General features: G+C 52.2%; 16 protein-coding genes. 11 read left to right on the plus strand and 5 right to left on the minus strand.

Going from position 1 to position 19,443, the window contains the following annotated elements:
• Nucleotides 1-177: 177 nt before the first annotated feature.
• From U5L73_RS03240 to U5L73_RS03280, 9 genes are all read left to right on the plus strand, one after another.
• Nucleotides 178-2,784 (plus strand): serine/threonine-protein kinase, encoded by a 2,607-nt coding sequence (locus U5L73_RS03240; protein WP_322561007.1) that lies wholly within the window; start codon nt 178-180, stop codon nt 2,782-2,784.
• Nucleotides 2,785-2,790: 6 nt separating this feature from the next.
• Nucleotides 2,791-3,576, plus strand: a complete 786-nt coding sequence (locus U5L73_RS03245) for a Stp1/IreP family PP2C-type Ser/Thr phosphatase (RefSeq protein WP_322561008.1) — start codon at nt 2,791-2,793, stop codon at nt 3,574-3,576.
• A gap of 45 nt (nt 3,577-3,621) precedes the next feature.
• Nucleotides 3,622-4,287, plus strand: coding sequence for an FHA domain-containing protein (locus tag U5L73_RS03250; RefSeq protein ID WP_313874788.1), 666 nt, complete (start codon nt 3,622-3,624; stop codon nt 4,285-4,287).
• A 45-nt stretch (nt 4,288-4,332) separates the two neighbouring features.
• The gene (locus tag U5L73_RS03255) at nt 4,333-6,582 is read left to right on the plus strand and encodes an adenylate/guanylate cyclase domain-containing protein (protein ID WP_322561009.1); all 2,250 of its coding nucleotides are present in this window, start codon (nt 4,333-4,335) and stop codon (nt 6,580-6,582) included.
• Between the two features lie 82 nt (nt 6,583-6,664).
• The gene (locus U5L73_RS03260; RefSeq protein ID WP_322561010.1) at nt 6,665-9,085 is read left to right on the plus strand and encodes an ATPase, T2SS/T4P/T4SS family; all 2,421 of its coding nucleotides are present in this window, start codon (nt 6,665-6,667) and stop codon (nt 9,083-9,085) included.
• 155 nt (nt 9,086-9,240) lie between these two features.
• Complete coding sequence (locus U5L73_RS03265; protein WP_322561011.1) at nt 9,241-9,696, plus strand: pilin; 456 nt, start codon at nt 9,241-9,243, stop codon at nt 9,694-9,696.
• Between the two features lie 97 nt (nt 9,697-9,793).
• Complete coding sequence (locus U5L73_RS03270) at nt 9,794-11,524, plus strand: PglL family O-oligosaccharyltransferase (protein ID WP_322561012.1); 1,731 nt, start codon at nt 9,794-9,796, stop codon at nt 11,522-11,524.
• Nucleotides 11,525-11,577: 53 nt separating this feature from the next.
• Nucleotides 11,578-13,182, plus strand: a complete 1,605-nt coding sequence (locus tag U5L73_RS03275) for a PglL family O-oligosaccharyltransferase (RefSeq protein ID WP_322561013.1) — start codon at nt 11,578-11,580, stop codon at nt 13,180-13,182.
• A gap of 350 nt (nt 13,183-13,532) precedes the next feature.
• Complete coding sequence (locus U5L73_RS03280; RefSeq protein WP_322561014.1) at nt 13,533-14,720, plus strand: M48 family metalloprotease; 1,188 nt, start codon at nt 13,533-13,535, stop codon at nt 14,718-14,720.
• Here U5L73_RS03280 and U5L73_RS03285 read toward each other — a convergent pair.
• From U5L73_RS03285 to U5L73_RS03295, 3 genes are all read right to left on the minus strand, one after another.
• A complete protein-coding gene (locus U5L73_RS03285; protein ID WP_322561015.1) occupies nt 14,691-15,041 on the minus strand; it encodes a phage holin family protein in 351 nt (116 codons plus the stop codon). The genes U5L73_RS03280 and U5L73_RS03285 overlap by 30 nt on opposite strands.
• A gap of 36 nt (nt 15,042-15,077) precedes the next feature.
• The gene (locus U5L73_RS03290; protein WP_322561016.1) at nt 15,078-15,785 is read right to left on the minus strand and encodes a TerC family protein; all 708 of its coding nucleotides are present in this window, start codon (nt 15,783-15,785) and stop codon (nt 15,078-15,080) included.
• Between the two features lie 111 nt (nt 15,786-15,896).
• Nucleotides 15,897-16,070, minus strand: a complete 174-nt coding sequence (locus U5L73_RS03295) for a hypothetical protein (protein ID WP_322561017.1) — start codon at nt 16,068-16,070, stop codon at nt 15,897-15,899.
• A 112-nt stretch (nt 16,071-16,182) separates the two neighbouring features.
• On the opposite strand from U5L73_RS03295, the gene U5L73_RS03300 reads away from it, so the two are divergent.
• Nucleotides 16,183-16,611: a DUF3717 domain-containing protein gene (locus U5L73_RS03300; protein WP_322561018.1), complete on the plus strand. Its 429-nt coding sequence runs from the start codon at nt 16,183-16,185 to the stop codon at nt 16,609-16,611.
• 62 nt (nt 16,612-16,673) lie between these two features.
• Here the strand turns inward: U5L73_RS03300 and U5L73_RS03305 are convergent, their stop codons facing one another.
• A complete protein-coding gene (locus U5L73_RS03305) occupies nt 16,674-17,234 on the minus strand; it encodes a YaeQ family protein (RefSeq protein WP_313874796.1) in 561 nt (186 codons plus the stop codon).
• A gap of 107 nt (nt 17,235-17,341) precedes the next feature.
• On the minus strand, nt 17,342-18,721 hold the full coding sequence (purB, locus tag U5L73_RS03310) for an adenylosuccinate lyase (protein ID WP_322561019.1): 1,380 nt from the start codon (nt 18,719-18,721) through the stop codon (nt 17,342-17,344).
• 96 nt (nt 18,722-18,817) lie between these two features.
• Between purB and U5L73_RS03315 the strand changes: the two genes are divergently transcribed.
• The gene (locus U5L73_RS03315; RefSeq protein WP_322561020.1) at nt 18,818-19,432 is read left to right on the plus strand and encodes a glutathione S-transferase N-terminal domain-containing protein; all 615 of its coding nucleotides are present in this window, start codon (nt 18,818-18,820) and stop codon (nt 19,430-19,432) included.
• Nucleotides 19,433-19,443: the final 11 nt, after the last annotated feature.

The following is a 19,443-nucleotide window of genomic DNA, read 5'->3' on the forward strand; positions in this document are numbered from 1 at the left end:
ATCCAAGCGCAGGGAACAGACAGGAGCCCGGTCTCAGGACCGGGCTTTTTTACGTCTATCGGGTTGCGTGTGTTGCCGCGAGAAAGCGCCTCTGGTAAGGTGCGTCGAGCTGTCAGGTGAGTAAATGCGAAGCACACAAACAAGTATGCGCAAGGACAATCGGGGGAGTCAGGGAGGGTGGCTAGCGCACCCAAAAACAGAGCGTTCTGGCGAACTGATTGGTTTGTCGGATTGCTTGTTTCCGCAGTCGCGACCGTTGCATTGCTGACAACGGGCTTGGCGGCTTCTTTGGAGCGGCGTTTTTACGATGTTGCCAGTGCGTCCAACGGCCGCCTTCCCTCAGACCAAATTGCCATCATAGCGATTGACGATCTCAGTGTTTCGAAGCTGGGGCGGTGGCCTTGGCCGCGGAACTACCACGCTGAATTGATAGATCTACTGGCGCAGGCCAAGCCCGCGGCGATTGTTCAAACCATCTTCTTTTTTGAGCCGCAACGGGATGCCGGATCGGTGCATATCCAAAAGTTAAAAGCGCTGATGGCCGAAGCAGGGGAGATGCCCAATCAAGAGGCTATCGACAAAGCTTTTGCCGAGGCTGAGACTGCCCTCAACACTGACGCTGCGCTCGCGCAGAGCATTCGTGGTGCGGGAAATGTCTTGCTGCCTGTGGTCTTCAAGTGGGGTATGGGCCGATCTGCACCCGACACATCACTCCCCGATTTTTGGACGAAAGCAGGCGTTTCTGTAGCCGCCTCTGATTTTCTTCCTGCAGAACAGGGCCAGTTCCCGATGGAAGAATTGGCGCAAGCCTCGGCTGGTGGCGGACACCTGAACCAGATACTCGATCCTGATGGTGTGGTTCGCACCGAGCCACTCTGGATCAATGCGGGTGGGAAGGCGGTACCTTCACTCGCACTATCCGCTGTGGTCCAGGCCTTGGGCTTGTCTGCGACCGATGTTCGGTTTGTGCCTGGCAGCGGGATTCAGCTCGAAAACTTACACATACCAACGGACGAGCACGCCTTGATGCTTCCCCAGTTTTACGCGACGCGCAACGGCAAGCCTGCCTTCCCGGTAACGTCGTTTTATGACGTCCTGACCAAGAAAGTGCCCGCTGCCAAGTACCAAGGCAAGATTGTCATTATCGGAGCGACTGCGGCAGGTATTGGCGTTCAGTTTCCCGTTGCGGGGCAGATGGCCTTGTCCCCCGCAGAGACAACGGCGCATGTGATCTCCAGCCTTTTAGAGCAACACGCCAGTTCACAACCGGTGTGGGCCGATTGGGTTGGCATTATTGCCTTGCTGGTCGTTAGTGCTTATTTGATGGGAGTGCTGGGCACGCTCTCCGCGCCGGTCGCCGCAACGCTGACAACCATTGCTTTAATCGGCATGGTCGGAGGTGAATACTTGTTGCTGGTTAACTCTGCTGTTTGGATCAAGTTGCTGTTACCTGCGATGGTTTTAGCCATCGGCCACATCGGGTTGACGACCAAGCGCTTCTGGATCGTGGAGTTAGGGAAAACGCAGTCTGATGCAGAGTCCGCTGAGACCAACCGCATGATGGGCTTGGCTCTGCAGGGGCAAGGTCAGTTGGACATGGCTTTCGACCGCTTCCGACGGGTGCCTGCTAGTGATTCGGTTCGTGAGAATTTGTACCAACTGGCACTTGATTTTGAACGCAAGCGTCAGTTCAACAAGGCTCTTGCCGTCTATGAATACATTGCTGCACAAGACCCTGACTTCAAAGATGTGAAACAGAAGCGAGTGCAAGCGCAACGTCTGTCCACCTCCATCGTGATAGGGCGCGATGAGAAGTTGATTGCCGCAGCGGTTTTCGAAAATGAAACGATAGAAAAGCCCACACTTGGTCGGTACACCTTGGATGCCGAACTTGGCAAAGGTGCGATGGGAGTTGTTTACCGCGGCCTCGATCCGAAAATAGGTCGAGTGGTGGCGCTGAAAACGATGGCTCTCGCCGAGGAATTTTCTGGCGATGAGTTGGTGGATGCGCGTGCTCGCTTTTTCCGTGAGGCAGAAACCGCCGGGCGGTTGCAGCATCCCAACATCGTGACTATTTTCGACGCTGGTGAAGAGAGCGATTTGGCCTTCATTGCCATGGAGTTCGTCGGTGGAGCCGACCTTGTTAAGCACACCAAGCTCGAAAGTCTGCTCCCTGTTGACAATGTTTTGAGTATCGTAAGCCGTGTCTCTTTGGCTTTGGACTATGCCCACCGTCAGCAGGTAGTGCACCGCGATATAAAGCCGGCCAATATCATGTTCGAGCCCGATACCGATGCGGTGAAGGTGACAGACTTCGGTATTGCAAGAATCTCTGACAGCTATAAAACCAAAACGGGCCTAGTGCTGGGTACGCCCAGTTTCATGTCGCCCGAGCAATTGGCAGGGGCGTCTGCCGACGGGCGCTCTGACCTGTACTCTTTGGGTGTGACGCTGTACCAGTTGTTGACAGGAGTACTTCCATTTCGTGGGGACTCCATGGCGGAGTTGATGTACAAAATTACCAATGAAGAGGCTGTGGATGTGCGCCTGCATCGCCCGGATCTGTCGGAAGCGTTAGCGAGACTGGTGCAGCGTGCCGTGATGAAAGCTCCTGAGGCTCGCTTCCAAACCGGGGCTGAGTTTGCGCAGTGTCTTGAGAAGTACGTCACAAATCACGGCAACATATCGTCGAAAGGTGTTCAAGCTGTCACTGTAGACATTACGATGCAAAACACGATTCCACTGAAACGGCCAGCAAGGTCGGCGCCGGATATCGAAATCTAAATAACCATGATGTACCAATTCCACGCCAAAACGGATCCGGGTCGATGCCGCGAAAACAATGAAGACTCCGTGGCTTTTGATGATCAGGCCTTGGTTGCTGTCCTCGCAGATGGAATGGGCGGTTACAACGCAGGCGAAATTGCCAGTGGGATGGCCACTGCTTTTATTAAGGCGGAGCTGAGTCGTTGGCTGTCGGAGGCCGGTCCTAATGCACAAATCAGGGATATTCGCCGGGCTATGGAGATATGCGTGGACAACGCCAATATCGCCATTTACAACTCAGCCAACGCCAACCCTTCGTTTGCCGGGATGGGGACCACTTTGGTTCTCGGAGTGATTAAAGACGGAAGACTGTTGGTCGGGCATATCGGTGATTCCCGCTGCTATCGGCTCCGGCAGGGTCGTATGGAGCAGATCACCAAAGACCATTCCTTGTTGCAGGAGCAAATGGATGCAGGATTGATTACGCCAGAGCAAGCGGCCGGCTCCCCGATCAAGAATCTGGTCACAAGAGCGCTTGGTGTTGAGCAAGGGGTGATGTTGGAGGTCAACGAGTTCAACATCGAAGCTGGCGATGTGTATCTAATGTGCTCAGATGGGCTTTCAGATATGGTGTCTGATGAAGTAATCGTTAGAATTGCTTTCGAGGACCTGCGTCTGGAGCCCCTTGCAGAGCATCTAGTCTTGGCTGCCAATGAATGCGGTGGCCGTGACAATATTTCTGTTCTGTTGGTTGCCGCGGGGGAAGCAGTTGAAAAAAAAGGCTTTATTGCCAAGCTGCTCGGGAAATAAAGTCGAAACGCTTTCAAAAAGCAACTACAGGAAAAGGAGTCGATCATGCCGAAAATGATCGTATCGATCGATGAGGTCGTGATCAAAGAAGTTCAAATTACTAAAGATCGGACAACTTTGGGGCGCAGGCCTTACAACGACATCGTGATTGATAACCTGGCTGTAAGTGGCGAACATGCTGTTATTTTGATGGCGGGACAAGATATTTTCCTTGAAGACCTCAACAGCACAAATGGCACTTATGTGAATGGTAAAGCTGTTAAAAAGCAGCAACTCCGCCATGGCGACGGTATCGAAATCGGCAAATACAAGATCAAGTACATGGCTGACGGTATGGTCGATAGTTTTGACAAAACGATGGTGGTGCCTGCGCGTCCGTCTGCGATCACTACCCAACCTTTGAATTCAGGGTTTGCTACGGTCGCTGGGGATTCCCAAGGGCTGGGAGCGTTTCACGCTGCAATCAAAGTACTGTCTGGCGCCGCATCCGGGCGAGAAGTGCCGCTGACAAAAGTAGTGACCACCATTGGAAAGCCGGGGGTTGCGGTTGCCGCGATTACGCGCCGCCAACAGGGTTTCGTGGTGCACCATGTGGAAGGTGCGGGTAATCCAACCTTGAACGGTGCTCCTATCGGAGCTGCACCCCTTCCCCTGAAGAATGGGGATTTGGTGGAGTTGGCAGGAACCCAGATGCAGTTCATATTGCATTGAATAGCCTCGCACACAGAATCCCTTGCGCGCAATACCGCTTGAGAGGTGAATTCCATCTATCGGCATCGAGCCCGTATCGCGGTCACTCTGGTGCCGTTTATTTTTTCAGTGCTTCACCTTTTAGGGGTACTGGAACTCGGTGCACTTCACCGGTTAGATAACCTCATTTACGATGCGCGTCTTCGGTCCACGATGCCACGGACGATCGACGACCGTATCGTCATCGTCGATGTAGATGAAAAGAGCCTGGCTGAAATAGGACGCTGGCCATGGAGTCGTGATGTACTCGCCGACTTGGTCGATAAGCTATTTGACAAGCACGACATAGGCCTACTTGGAGTCGATATTGTTCTTGCAGAGCCAGACACTAGCTCAGGGCTTCAGCATCTGCGCTCGCTGGCTGCGAATGAGCTCAAAGACAATCCGACCTTTGCCGAGCAGGTAGATCGTCTCGCACCACGCCTTGATTTTGATGCCAGACTCGCAACCGCTTTAACGAACAGGCCAGTAGTTCTGGGCTACTTCTTCTCTGACGCGCCGGCGTTTCGCTCGGGAGGCGCGCTGCCTGCCGCGGTCTTTACAGGGGCGGACCTTGATGGTCATTCTGTGATGGCGCCTGTGTGGTCAGCGTTCGGGGCGAACCTTGGAGTTTTCTCAAGTGCGACCCCACTGGCGGGTCATACCAATTCTTTTACCGATGCGGATGGCGTTGTCAGGTCCTTGCCGCTCGTTGCACGCTATGGTGATGCGTTCTACGAGTCTCTCGCCTTGGCAATGTTTCGTGCGGTCACGGGGGCGCCACAGGTTAAACCTTCATTCTCCAAAGAAACTGTTTTGCCCAAGGCATATCGCGGCCTTGAAAGTCTGGAGCTGACTAGAGAGGGAAAGAGTCTTGTGCTACCCGTTGACAATCGTGGTGGAGCACTCATTTCTTTCCGTGGCTCCGGCGGGCCTGCTGGTGGGTCTTTTCGCTACGTGTCTGCGGTAGATGTACTGAACAACACGCTTCCCCCTGGAATGCTCCAAAACAAAATTGTGCTACTTGGTACAACTGCACTGGGTTTGTTTGATATGCGGGTGACGCCGGCCGGAGAAACCTACCCTGGGGTTGAAACACATGCGAGCGTTTTGTCCTCCATGCTGGATGGGCGCTTGAAAGTAAAGCCTGATTACGCGTTCGGGTACGAGTTCATCATGCTGTTGAGCGCCGGCTTAATGCTTGCTTTTTGTTTGCCTCTGCTTTCGGCGTTCAAAGCAGTACTGTTGAGTTTTGCAATGTTCGTTGCATTGATCGCCTCCAACTTCTGGCTCTACGACGAGTTTGGCTTGGCATTGCCGCTGGCGACCTCGCTGGTGATGACTGTGACTGCGTTTGCGCTGAACATGAGCTATGGATATTTTGTCGAGAGCCGTTCAAAGAGAGAGTTAGCAAATCTTTTTGGTACCTATGTGCCGCCAGAGTTGGTAGATGAAATGGTTCGAGATCCAGACAGTTACACCATGCAGGCCACCAGCCGTGAGTTGACGGTCATGTTTTGCGACATGCGTGGTTTCACACGGATGTCGGAGTCTATGGAGCCGATCCAGTTGCAGTCCATGTTGACTGACATATTCAGTCGTATTACTACTGTCATCCGGGCTAACAAAGGCACGATTGACAAGTACATGGGCGACTGCGTCATGGCCTTTTGGGGGGCACCGGTCGAGGCGGTGGATCACGCCGCCTTGGCAGTAAAGTGCGCCGTTGAAATTGAGCAGATGCTTCAAACACTAAACACGGAATACCGAGTGCGAGGCCTCCCTGAGATCGGGGTCGGGATCGGCATCAATACGGGGCTCATGTGTGTCGGTGATATGGGGTCCGACATGCGGCGCAGCTACACCGTGATTGGCGATGCAGTCAACCTTGGTTCCCGTTTGGAAGGGCTGACCAAGATTTACGGCGTTAGCATCATCGTGAATGAAACCACAAGAGCGCTCATTCCTGAGTTCTCCTGGCAAGAGCTAGACAAGGTGAGGGTAAAGGGCAAAGAACAGTCCGTGAGCATTTGGACTCCTCGGGCGTCCCGCGATGTGCCGGATGTGGCGGTTAGGGGAGAGTTGCTTTTGTGGAATGAATTTTTGGGGCACTACCGTCTGCAATCGTGGGCGGCCGCTGAAAGGGTGCTGTTGAACTTGTTGGAAGTTGCCGGTACCAAATCTCTGTATACCTATTACGCCGCCCGGATTGCAAGTTTGAAACTGTTACCGTTGGATCCGGAATGGGACGGAAGCACCCAGTTCGGGTCCACTTAGGGTGACGTCTGCTCCGGTTGCCGTTTAGCCGTCGTTGGCTGTTCATGCTATTTGACTGTCCGAAAAAGAAAGAAGTACTTCCATGAATCATTCGCAGCCGGGAGGGGGGAGCTCCTCGTTGAGTGAGCAGGCTTTTTACGACTCACAAAAGCAGCCCGTTAAAAAACGCGGAATGACGTTCGAGGCACTGTTCTATCGGCAATTACATCAAGTAACCGCGCGTATTCACGATACGGTGCAGCTCGAGCAAATCATGCTCGAAACCAGCCAAGAAATATGCAAACTGCTTAATGCGGATCGACTCACCTTGTACGCAGTAGCGGATGATGGTGTTTCTATCGTCTCAAAAATAAAGACCGGTCTCAATACAAGCAAGGAATTAAAGCTACCAATCTCGCCGCAAAGCCTTGCCGGCTACGCGGCTTATAGCAGGACGATCCTCAATCTGCCGGATGTGTATAACGAAGAGGCGCTGCGCAAGATCCATCCTTCCCTTAATTTCTTAAAAGAAGTGGACAAGCGCTCCGGCTATCGAACCAAGCAGATGATGGTTGCTCCCATTCTCGACGGTAACGTTTTGCATGGCGTTCTGCAGGTCATCAATAGTAAGAGCGACGAACCCTTCGGAGAGTTAGAACTTGATGGAGTGACGGAGCTCTGCAAAACCCTTGCCACCGCCATCCGACAAAGGGTGGCCACCCAAGAGAATCGACCAAGACGTGAGCGCACTCGCTATGACAGTCTGGTGAACGCCGGTTTGTTGTCAGATATCGATCTTCAACAACTCGCACAAGAAGCACGCGACGAAGGTGAACCGCTTGAGCAACTCATCATCAGCCGCACAGGTTTGCTGCCGAGTCAGGTTGGTGCCGGATTAGCGCAGTTTTTCGGAGTGGCCTATGAGCCGCGTAGCAGCGCTCGCATCCGCTCGGAAGCATTGCATGGGCCTCTGAAACGCGAGTTCCTAGAGGAGCAGGGTTGGGTTCCTCTGGAGGAGTCGCCGGAGGGGTTGGTCATCATGTGCCTAGATCCTGAGGCGGTAAAAGGCTCGAGAGTCGTGCCGCAAGTTTTTCCGAAGTTCAGTAAGTTTGCGTACCGGGTTACCACACAGCAAGAGTTCGCGGAGACGCTAGCCCAGCTGTTTGGAGCTGCCACAGACACCAGCACCATTGACCAACTGCTTGCCGATATGGATGGTGGCCCTATCGAAGATCTGGGCAACGACGAGTCTTTGGAGTCCGCTGCGGCCGACAACGAACTGGTGAAGTTCGTGAACAAGGTGATCATCGATGCTTATCACCAGAAAGTTTCAGACATCCATATCGAACCTATGCCCGGGAAATTCAAAACCGGCATTCGATTTCGTATTGACGGAAGTCTTGTTCCTTATGTCGAGGTCCCCGCCCATTTTCGGCAGGCCATGGTTACGCGTCTCAAAATCATGTGTGATCTCGATATTTCGGAACGCCGCAAGCCGCAAGATGGAAAAATAAAGTTCAAAAAATATGGTCCTTTAGATATTGAGTTGCGCGTGGCAACCATCCCGTCTGCGGGTGGAGTTGAAGATGTGGTGATGCGAATACTGGCTGCTGGTGAGCCGATCCCACTCGAGAAACTCGGTCTAACAGCCCATAACAAAAATCGACTGGAAGCTACGGTCAGTAAACCCTACGGGCTTTTCTATGTTTGCGGACCAACGGGTTCTGGAAAGACCACTACGCTGCACTCCATATTGAAGTTCTTGAATACACCCGATACCAAAATATGGACGGCAGAGGACCCAGTAGAAATCACCCAAAAAGGCTTGCGGCAAGTACAAATTAACAAAAAAGCCGGAATCGACTTTGCTTTGGTGATGCGGGCGTTTCTTCGTGCCGACCCAGACATCATCATGGTGGGCGAGTCACGTGACAAAGAAACAGTGTCCATGGGCGTAGAGGCCTCATTGACGGGTCACATGGTGTTCTCTACCCTTCATACCAACTCTGCGCCTGAATCGATCACCCGTCTTTTAGATATGGGCATGGATCCTTTTAATTTTGCTGATGCCTTGTTGGGCATCTTGGCTCAACGACTTGCCAAGAAACTGTGTGATTGCAAGGCAGAGTACGTGCCCACAGACGAAGAACTCCGCCTTTTCTGTAAAGAATATGCGGAAGAGTTGCGCAACACAGACGCTTGGAAGAGCGATTACGAATCAGAAACCCAAAAGCTGATCCGACAGTGGAGGGATGCATACTGCGAAGGCGGACCGATAAAGCTCTACAAGGCAGTAGGTTGCGACAAGTGCAATAAAACAGGGTACAAAGGACGGGTAGGCCTCCATGAGCTGATGGTGGCAGACGACCATCTCAAAAAGCTGATCCAAGAGCGCGCGCGAGTGGCTGAGCTATTTGCCAGTGCAGTTCAGGGTGGTATGCGCACCTTGAAGATGGACGGAATGGAAAAGATTTTGATGGGCCTTACGGACCTTAAGATGGTGAGGCAAGTGTGTATCAAGTGACAAACTTGTCACTCGCTGTAATTGACACCTTGAGGCGCTAGCAAAAATGTCAGGTGGACAGCTGGATTTGTGCACTAATTCACAGATTCAGGCCTCGGACAGCTTGGCATGGAAGCTGCTCATACCTCAGCCTCTTTTCTCAAACTGGAGTTTTTATGAAGCGTTCCATTCAAAAAGGTTTTACCTTGATCGAACTGATGATCGTTGTGGCGATTATTGGTATTTTGGCTGCAGTGGCTTTGCCTGCTTATCAAGACTACACTGTTCGCGCGAAGGTCACTGAAGGACTATCGTTGGCGGGTGCTGCTAAAGTTGCTGTCGCTGAAAATGCGGCTAATGGACAAGCATACGCCTCCGGATTTTCTGCGCCTGCAGCGACAGCTAGCGTCGCATCAGTTGGAATTGCTGACGGGACTGGAGTTATTACTATTACCTACTCTGGGGCAATCGACGGTGGTTCCAAAACAGTGACCTTGGTTCCTACGTCCGGTGGTACACCTTTTACCGGTGGTACAGCATCTGCTTCAACGGTGCCTAGTGGCGGTTCTGTCGAGTGGTCCTGCAAAGGCGGTACTTTGGCAGCCAAGTATCGCCCAGCGCAATGTCGTTAATGGGCGCGATATAAGTTTGTTTCCCACTGCTGGAATCAATTTCGAAAAGGGAGCTTTGCTCCCTTTTTTTATTATCAAAATAAATATCTAGAAACATATGGCTGGCACAGTTTTGAGTGACTTAAGGCTGGTATTAGTCGGTTCTCTATGGTCTTTCGCTTGGCTCTATCCGTTTGCTGATGGGCCAATCAGGGACTTGAAAAATTCTGCATTATTTTTGATTGCTACATACTCTGCGCTATTAATCGTCGGGTTGCGGCACTTGCCAAATCGGTACTGGATCCTTGCTGCATTTGCGCTCGTTGTTTGGATAAACAATTCTCCGAATCCCTATTTCGAGTTTAAGTTAATAGGGGTGTTGGGCATACTGGTGTTTTTGACGGCTATATCTTTTGGACTCGAACTACGTGAGAGCCCGAAGATGTTGCAGACATTTCTTATTGCTGTTTTGCTTGCTTCAGCGATTAACGCTATTCAAGGAATTCTTCAATGGTTAGGTCTTGCCGATGAGCTGTATAAATGGATGGTAGTGCCTGAACAACGAGGGACAGCGTTCGGTACGTTTCGCCAAAGAAATCTGTATGCTACTTTTATTTCGGTGGGCCTTATCGCTACATTTTGGCTTCATCATCTTAAGAAGTTAAGTACAGCAATGTCGTGGATGGTTGTATGTCTCTTCACTATGAGCATAGCAGCATCAAGTTCGCGCACTGGGTTGTTGCAAGTCATTGCAATATCTGTATTCGGTCTTATTTGGCGCTCTATGCGAAGTAAGCAATTGACATGCCTGATGATCGGGCAGTTCTTGGTTTTGATCATGTGGTATTGTTTTCTACCACTTGTCGCCGAGATGCATGGAGTCAATGCAGATTCTGGATTGTTGAGGGTGGCGCAGGCGACTGAAGATACCCGACTCCTTATCTGGGCGGATTCAATAAATCTAATTTCCCAGCGTCCTTGGCTTGGTTGGGGGTGGAAGGAACTTAACTATGCGTACTTTGTATCAAACTTCGATCCACGGTATCAAGGGTTAATTGATCATGCGCACAACTTGGCATTGCATCTGGCCGTTGAGTTCGGAGTGCTTGTGGCAGCTTTGCTAATTTCAATGTGTCTGTGGCTCCTCTTCACCTTCTATCGAAAAGTGGCTGATTTGAAACCACTTAACGAGAAGTTAACTCATGTTCAGGGCGAGCAATTTTCATTTGTTATCCTGATCCTGATCGTAGGAATACATAGCTTCTTGGAATTTCCTTTGTGGCACTACGGATTCTTATTTTTGACAGGTTCTTTTATTGGATTTTTATCTAAAACACCTAGTTTGAAGGCAATCGATTATCGGTTTTTAAGTATTGATCGCTTTATATCGGTAATAAGTGTATGTTCGATGATTGTCATTCCTATAGTCGCACTGTATCAGTATGAGCGCTTGAAGTTGGCCTATAGTGTTTCTTTCTTCGACGAAGTTGCTGTTCGTAATGCAAAGATAACTAGAGAAATTGAATACGCACAGGAGTCCTGGTTGTATCGGTCATATTGGGAATTTCTTCAACTAAGAAGTTTCGCTATAGACATTGTTAATGCTTCCGAAGTAAAGGTGTTAGCACAAAAGCAGCTGCATTTTTCTAGTGGTCCAGAGGTTGTAATTCCTCTTATGAGGAGTATGTGGTTGCTCAATGAAAGGAATGAGTTGATTCGCTATGCCGACAGATTTTGTCAAATAAATTCGTCTTATAAAGAAATTTGGTTTACATCAAATGCCGGTGATTCAATGGTAGAGTTTCTAAGGCGGCATGCAAAAAAATGCTCTCAAATCGGAAATGAGTAAATATTCTTATACTGATGCAACCAAGTCCCTCATTGAATAGGATTTGGCCCACCATGTGGGCGGTCCTTTATTCCCTGACATGGCTTTTGCCTGTAGGGTCTTCGCCGTGGGCAACATTTTTCTCGGATTTATTGGCCGGGTATCTTGTTCTGTGCGCCGGATTGTTTCTCTTTGTGCGATTCCATGAGTACGTAAACTGGAGCGGCATTGCTATTTCTTGCCTCTTGCTTGCCACGGTTCCACTAATTCAGTGGCGGTGCGGACTGCTACCATATTTCGGTCAAGCGTGGATATCGGCTCTTTACACTGCTGGCTTGGGTTTGTGTGTGCTTATTGGGGGAGCTTGGGAAAGGTGCAGCCCGGGTGTGTTGCTGACATCCTTATTTTCTGCAATTTTGATAGCTGCGATCGTTTCTGTCGGCCTTCAGCTTTATGTTTGGCTCGATATACCCCAAATCTCTTCGTTAGAGTCTTTTTTTATGCCGGCAAGAATTCCTCGAGTTGCTGGTGCTCTAGGCCAGCCTAACCAACTAGCTACTCTACTGTTGTGGGCGATGTTGTCTACTCTATATTTTCACATAAAAAAATATATTACTTCTGGAATTGCTGTCCTATTGTTAATATATTTATTAACCGGCTTGACTTTGACTCAGTCGCGGACGGCAGTCTTGAATGTACTATTGGTTTCCGCTTTAATGGGGGTGCGATGGACTGAATTTGGAAAGTTTGTTTCATTTAAGTCGATAATGGCAGTCCTTCTGTATACCCTTATTTGTCCGTTTCTGTTGGAGGGTTTGGCAAGCGTTTTGGCTATCAATCCAGAGATCATCATCGACAGGCTGGGAGAACCTAGAGAGATAAGAATTCAAGCATGGCTAATGTTTTTGGATTCTGCAATTTCTAAGTTTTGGTTTGGCTATGGTTGGTCTGACGTATCGGTTGCGCAAGTCATGAATGCTGATAGCCAAGTAGCATTTGGCGGTATTTTTAAGCAGTCGCATAATCTTTTTCTCGACCTCTTTATTTGGGTGGGACTTCCATTAGGTTTTCTGATTTCATCAATGATAATGTGGATCATTTATAGGCTATGGATGCAGTCGTCTGATGCAATCAGTATTATATTGTTTTTGATAATATTTGTTGCTGGAATTCATTCTATGTTAGAGTTTCCATTGCATTACGCATATTTTCTGGCGCCAGCTGGACTGGTGCTGGGCGTGGCCTTATCTAGACATCAAAAATTGGAATTTTTGGTGACGCGACGGTGGTGTGCATTGAGCGCTCTGCTCGCCTTTGGCCTTGCGATGTGGATAACCGCCTTTGACTATTTAAGAGTTGAAGAGGATTTTCAGTCTTTTCACTTGGAGCAGGCATTTCCCGGTGTCGGGAGCTTAAGTCAGGCGAAAATTTCTGATGTGATTGCTTTGGATCAATTGGAGGAGTTAAACGCGCTTTTGCGTATCGTTCCACAGGCAAATATGTCAGAAGATGAGTTGCAAAGACTTGAGTTGTTTGGTCGTTATTACCCGTCAAGTGTCATGGCACATAAACTGGTGCTCGCTTATCGAATAAATGGCTACCCTCATGAAGCCGAGCTTTGGTTGAAGAAGTTATGTGGTTTTTCGAAACATGATGCTTGTTTGTCTTTGAAGCGTTAGTGGCGAGACATTTCAATGAGTAACTAACTATTATTGGCTGAAGAATAGATGTAACTTCAACAGGCAGAAATTTCTTGATGAATGTCTTAAAGATTTTCCTTTTTTTTGGCGTTTTGGTTATCTGTGAATCCGGCGTTGCGGAGGTTCCCTATGCTCAAGAGCGTCGTTTAGGCGACCAAATCGCCCGTAGTCTATTCAGCGATCCAGATTATCTTGATGATTCAGTTATCGCCGATTACCTTCAATCTCTTTGGCGTCCTTTAATGTCCACTGCGCGAGAGCATGGTGATCTTTCTCCTGAGTTGGACGCCGCATTTGCTTGGCAGCTCCTTCAAGGGAGAGACCGGACCGTGAATGCGTTCGCTTTACCTGGAGGTTACTTTGGTATTCATCTGGGGCTTGTGGGTGTCGTTTCGTCGAAAGACGAGCTCGCATCGGTGTTGGCTCACGAGCTGAGCCATGTCACGCAGCGGCATATTGCACGTCTGATCGGGCGGCAAAGTGAGCAAACGCCTTTGCTGATAGGCGCGATGATCTTGGGAGCGCTGGCTGCGAGCACTAACCCAGCGGGTGCCAACGCGGTCATCGTGGGCGGCCAGGCTGTTGCGGCGCAATCGCAGTTGAACTTCTCGCGCGACATGGAGCGCGAGGCAGATCGCGCAGGGTTTGAGGTCGCCACCAAGGCGGGCTTTTCGCCTGGTGCTTTTGTCAGCATGTTTGAAAAGCTACAGCAGACCAATCGCAATAACGATGCTGGTAATTTCCCGTATCTGCGCAGCCATCCATTGACCACTGAGCGTATTGCCGACATGAAGTCGCGGATTTCCGATGGCGCTGATATGTCTCCTAGGGGCTCTTTTGAGCACAGTATGGTGTCTGCAAGGGCGCGGTTGCTGTCGAATGCAAATGTCGATGGACTCCGCAATTGGTCCGCTGAAGCGGAGTCTTCCGCGTTGTCGAAGCTCACGCCTCATCAACAGGCCGGCGTCTTGTATGGTGCCATGTTGGCAGCCGTGAAGTTGCGTGAGTTTGACCGCGCCGAAAATTACGGGGTCGCTCTCAAGAAGCTGATTGTTGACGACGTTGACGCCGCTCGGCAATGGCGCTACCTGAGCGCAGAGCTTGCGTTAGCTGCTGGTCGCCCGGCTGATGCCCTGTGGGCGCTGGACCAAGCCGCACCCCCTAAAACCCGGGCAGAGCTCTTGATGTGGGCCCAGATTCAAACGCAGCTAGGTCGGCCTGATGCTGCTGCCGATGCTGCACAACTGTGGGTATTGGATAACCCGGTTGACGCTGCCATGTGGCAAGCTCTTGCCGGGGCCCGCGCGGCACAGGGCCGCATCGTGGCCTCGGTGCGCGCGGAGGCCGAAGTGAATGCGGCGCAACTCGACTACCCCTCTGCAGTGGCTCGCCTGAAGGCGGCTCAAGCCTTGTCGAAATCGAATGCCCAGCCAGCGGATCTCATTGAGGCGTCGATCGTGGATGTGCGCTTGCGCCAGATCGAGCAGTTACTTCGGGAACAAGCGGTCGAGCGCTGAGTTAATCACCATGCCTGCCACGGTGTAGATCAATGATCCGAGCAGTGCTGCGCCGAAATCGCGTACGGCAAACCCGTCAAGCAGGCTTGCTGCCCACCAGAAGAGCGTGGCATTGATAACGAAGAGAAAAAGTCCCAAGGTGATCAACGTGACCGGCAAGGTCAGGACAACAAGGATGGGGCGAAGCAGCGCGTTGAACAAACCCACCACAAGTGCGGCTATCAGTGCCGAACCGAAGCTCTGCACCTGCACGCCAGAGTAAAAATGCGCCACCGCTAATAAGGCAGCGGCGCATAAGGCCCATTTCAAAATAAGTTTCATAGGGCTCAGGATAGCACCGAGCCCATCTTTCAGACCTTAAGCAGCGGTATCACCTGTTGAGCTGCGCTTTTGCGCCATCCAGCCTGCGCCCAACACGGCAACAATGGCCAGCACATAGACCGCCCAGCGGGTCATGCTTTGTGCACTTGTCAAGTCAGCATCTGTACCAAAGAAAGATACCAACCAAGGCTCATGCACGACCATTTTTGCTGCGGTAAACGCCAGCACAGCAGCGCCGATCATGATGATGGAAGGGAAGCGCTCCACCAACTTGAGAACCACGTTGCTACCGAAAACCACAATAGGCACGCTGATCAGCAGGCCGATGATTACCAAATCCATCGCGCCATGCGCAGCGCCTGCAACACCGAGCACGTTGTCGACGCCCATCAGTGCGTCGGCGACGATGATGGTTTTCATGGCACCCCAGAATGTGGTGGCTGATGCGCCCTCATGGTCGCCATCGCCTTGGTCGGCAAGCAATTGATAGGCGATCCACAAAAGGCCCAAGCCGCCCACCAACATGAGACCGGGGATCTTTAGTAGCCAAACGACACCCACAGTCATGACGGATCGGACGACGATCGCGCCCACGGTGCCCCAAATGATGGCCTTTTGCTTGAGTGCGGGGGGGAGGTTGCGTGCTGCTAACGCGATGACGATCGCGTTATCGCCCGCCAATACCAGATCAATCAAAACGATGGCCAAAAGGGCGGACCACCAGGGTGCTGACATGAATTCCATGAATTTTCCTAACAACGAGACAAATAATCGCTGGAGGCACAGGTGTCAAAACAGCTGGGGCAGCTGCACCAACGACTCTGCCTCCAAGGGGGCGCGAATCGAAGGTCTTGCTCAGGCTCCCGTGTGCGGGATCCCCGACAGACCGGAAGCAATCAGCTTCGTATTGACGATCTGGCGAAGCGGCTTGCGGCGCTTGGAGCTACTCCCCTTCGGAGCGAGTAGCAATATAACAATAAAACTTTTAGGTGTATAGGCTTCGGGGGCATTGCTGTTTTTCAAAATCACTGCGCGTCTCAAAAAAATGGGCAAATTTCTGCAGCAAGTCCCTCAATCCTGCGTGCTTGAAGCCGCGGGATATCATGCGCTCCCTCATAAGAACTTCAGGTAATCACCCACCGTGGCAGGTATACACATCACCGACATTGAGTCGGCCATCAATTTCTGGCGTGCACGCGAGCCTTCGCCTGATGGTGTGTCGCTCCCTGGGCCTACCCGAGCCTTGGCTGAGGTTTACGCCTTGCTTGTGTACTACCACGAGACAGAGGCGGACGAGTTCAGCATGCCCGCAAAGGCGCTTGCCGCATGGCAGGCTTGGTACGACACCACGCCCGATACACCTTGCATCGCGATTTGCTCGACGAGCCAAGGTGATGAGCTGTGCAAGGGCTGTGGTCGCACCTTTGAAGAAGTGCAACTTTGGCCGGAAATGGGAGCCGCCGAAAAGCGGGCCACCTGGCGTCGTATCACGCTTGACGCTACCTCTTGGCGCTTCAACCGCTACGCTGAGCGTGCCGCAGAATCACGCGCTAGAGCGAGTTCGCTATAAAAATAATAGCTACTCTCGCTCTGATGTCGAGGGCTAAAGGCCGTTTGGGCTTTAAACGGGTGCTACTTCCACCGGATCGGCTCAATATCGACTGTGCTACTGCCATCGCCAAGCATGAGCACACCTTCTTGAACCGTCGCTTGCAATTGCATGCTGCGGGCGGCGAGTTTTGCTAGCGCTTGTGAGGTTGCAGACGGGATTCGCCAAACCTGCAGCTTGTCCAAGCGACTCAATTTCGACTCTATGCCCTTCCACCAAATGTCCGCTGAGTGGGCAAACGGATACAACAACACCGCATCAGATTTATTGCACGCTTTGGAGATGGGTTTGTCCTCTGGCTGACCCACCTCTATCCACAGGCGTTTCTGACCAGTGAAATCAGTGAGCGAAACGTCCGGATCCTCAGGGTCGGACAAACCGGCGCCGAAGGCCAAAGTGCCATCGCCGTTGCACACACTTTGAAGTTTGTGGGCGTTATAAGCCATCGCCACCAAGCGGACCATCATCCGCTCGTCCGTCTCGCTCGGGTGCCGAGCCAAGGTCAGCGCATGGTCGGCGTAATAGCTGTTCTCAATATCTGCAATTTGCAGATTGGCTTTATAGATGGTGGATTTGAGTGCCATGGCTTGGGTGCGAGGGGGAGTGTTTTCAGGAATGCCGTGGGGCCGGCTTAGCCGGTCCACTGGCATTGCCCCCTGCAAGGGGGAAGCGGCACAAGCCGCACGGGGTGTTAAACGCGTCTCGCGAGTTCAGACGCCTTACCGGTATAGCTACCGGGGGTCATGGCCAGCAGGCGCTCTTTCTCAGCTTCTGGAATGTCCAAACCTGCAATAAAGCCTTGCATCAACTCACGGGTCATGGCTGCACCCCGGGTGAACTTCTTGAGTTGCTCGTAGGGCTGGGGCAATCCGAAGCGGCGCATCACGGTTTGGATGGGTTCGGCCAACACTTCCCACGATGAGTCCAAGTCTTCGGCGATGGCGGATTCGTTGATCTCGAGCTTGTTCAAGCCGGTCATCAGCGAGCTGTAGGCCAGCACGGCGTAGCCCAAGGCTACGCCCATGTTGCGCAGTACGGTGGAGTCAGTCAGGTCGCGCTGCCAGCGGGAAATCGGCAACTTTTCGCTCAGGTGGCGAAGCACTGCATTGGCCAAGCCCAGGTTGCCCTCGGCGTTTTCAAAGTCGATGGGGTTAACCTTGTGCGGCATAGTGGACGAACCCACTTCGCCGTCCTTGAGCTTTTGCTTGAAATAACCCAAGGACACATAGCCCCAAATGTCACGGCTCAAGTCAATCAAGATGGTGTTGGTGCGCGCTACGGCATCAAACAGCTCCGCCATGTAGTCATGGGGCTCGATCTGGATGCTGTAAGGCTGGAAAGTCAGGCCTAAGCCAAGTGGTTCGGGCGTTTCGACCACTTTTTTGCTGAAAGCTTCCCAGTCGAAGTCGGGCCAGGCGCTCAGGTGGGCGTTGTAATTGCCGACAGCGCCGTTCATCTTGGCGAGAATCTTCACGTTGGCAATGCGGTCGCAGGCTGCTTGCAGGCGGACGACCACGTTGGCCATTTCCTTGCCCACGGTGGTCGGGCTCGCTGTTTGGCCGTGAGTGCGGCTCAGCATGGGCACATCGGCGTAAGCGTGGGCCATGTCTCGCAGCTTGAGGACGATTTTGTCCAATGCTGGCAACACCACGACATCGCGTGAGGCGCGCAACTGCAACCCATGACTGGTGTTGTTGATGTCTTCGCTGGTGCAGGCAAAGTGCACGAACTCCCCGGCTTTTTCCAGTTCGGGCCGGGCTTCGAACTTGGATTTGATCCAGTATTCGACCGCTTTTACATCGTGATTGGTGGTCTTTTCAATAGCCTTAATGGCTTCGCCGTCGGCTTCCGAGAAGTTCTTCACCAAGCCCAGCAGGTAGGTGCGGGCGCCGGGGGTCAGGGGTTTGAACTCGTCAAAGCCAGCGTCGCTCAAGGCAATAAACCAGGCCACTTCTACCTGCACACGGCGGTGCATATAGCCCAGCTCACTGGTCAGCGGGCGCAAGGTGGCAAGTTTGGCGGCGTAGCGGCCGTCCAGCGGAGAGAGGGCGGAAATGGCGGAGAAGGTCATCTCCCGATTGTAGGTTGTGCGCCACTGCAATGACCGCAGGGTGTGGGGGCAGGCCCCGCTGGATAGAATCATGCGCTAGTTAACTGCAAAGCGCTCATGAAACTCATCGGATCCACCTCAAGCCCCTTCGTTCGCAAAGTCCGTGTTGTGATGGCCGAGAAGAAACTTGATTACGTCTTGATCCACGAAGACGTTTGGGCTGCTGACACACGCATTGCCGAATCCAATCCACTGGGCAAGGTCCCCTGTCTGATCATGGAGGGTGCAGAGGCGCTGTTTGATTCCCGGGTGATTGTGGAGTATCTGGATACCCTGTCCCCTGTTGGAAAATTGATTCCCACCGTGGGTCGCGAGCGCGCGGAGATCAAGACCTGGGAGGCCTTGGCTGATGGCCTGATGGAAGCCGCAGTCCTCGCCCGCTTGGAGGCTGCGTGGGCAGGTCGCGCGCCGGCCGAGCGCAGCCAAGCTTGGATTGACCGGCAGCTGCTCAAAATCCACGAGGCACTCAAAGCCATGGAACGTGGTCTGTCCGATAAGCCGTTCTGCGCTGGCATTCACCTTACGCTGGCGGATTTGGCGGTGGGTTGTGCACTTGGCTACCTTGATTTCCGTTTCCCCGACATCGCTTGGCGCAATGAACACGCCAGCCTGGCCAAATTGTTTGACAAGCTTTCGCAGCGGCCAAGCTTCGCTGATACCTTGCCTGCCTAAGCCCCGCGCGG

Origin of the sequence: Rhodoferax sp., assembly GCF_034520025.1 — a bacterium.
GTDB lineage: Bacteria > Pseudomonadota > Gammaproteobacteria > Burkholderiales > Burkholderiaceae_C > Allorhodoferax.

Excerpts from the sequence above, each read along its gene's own strand:
- U5L73_RS03245 (WP_322561008.1), top strand. The coding sequence starts at position 2,791 with ATGATGTACCAATTCCACGCCAAAACGGATCCGGGTCGATGCCGCGAA.
- U5L73_RS03250 (WP_313874788.1), top strand. The coding sequence starts at position 3,622 with ATGCCGAAAATGATCGTATCGATCGATGAGGTCGTGATCAAAGAAGTT.
- U5L73_RS03260 (WP_322561010.1), top strand. The coding sequence starts at position 6,665 with ATGAATCATTCGCAGCCGGGAGGGGGGAGCTCCTCGTTGAGTGAGCAG.
- U5L73_RS03265 (WP_322561011.1), top strand. The coding sequence starts at position 9,241 with ATGAAGCGTTCCATTCAAAAAGGTTTTACCTTGATCGAACTGATGATC.
- U5L73_RS03270 (WP_322561012.1), top strand. The coding sequence starts at position 9,794 with ATGGCTGGCACAGTTTTGAGTGACTTAAGGCTGGTATTAGTCGGTTCT.
- U5L73_RS03275 (WP_322561013.1), top strand. The coding sequence starts at position 11,578 with ATGTGGGCGGTCCTTTATTCCCTGACATGGCTTTTGCCTGTAGGGTCT.
- U5L73_RS03285 (WP_322561015.1), bottom strand. The coding sequence starts at position 15,041 with ATGAAACTTATTTTGAAATGGGCCTTATGCGCCGCTGCCTTATTAGCG.
- U5L73_RS03290 (WP_322561016.1), bottom strand. The coding sequence starts at position 15,785 with ATGGAATTCATGTCAGCACCCTGGTGGTCCGCCCTTTTGGCCATCGTT.
- U5L73_RS03305 (WP_313874796.1), bottom strand. The coding sequence starts at position 17,234 with ATGGCACTCAAATCCACCATCTATAAAGCCAATCTGCAAATTGCAGAT.
- purB (WP_322561019.1), bottom strand. The coding sequence starts at position 18,721 with ATGACCTTCTCCGCCATTTCCGCCCTCTCTCCGCTGGACGGCCGCTAC.
- U5L73_RS03315 (WP_322561020.1), top strand. The coding sequence starts at position 18,818 with ATGAAACTCATCGGATCCACCTCAAGCCCCTTCGTTCGCAAAGTCCGT.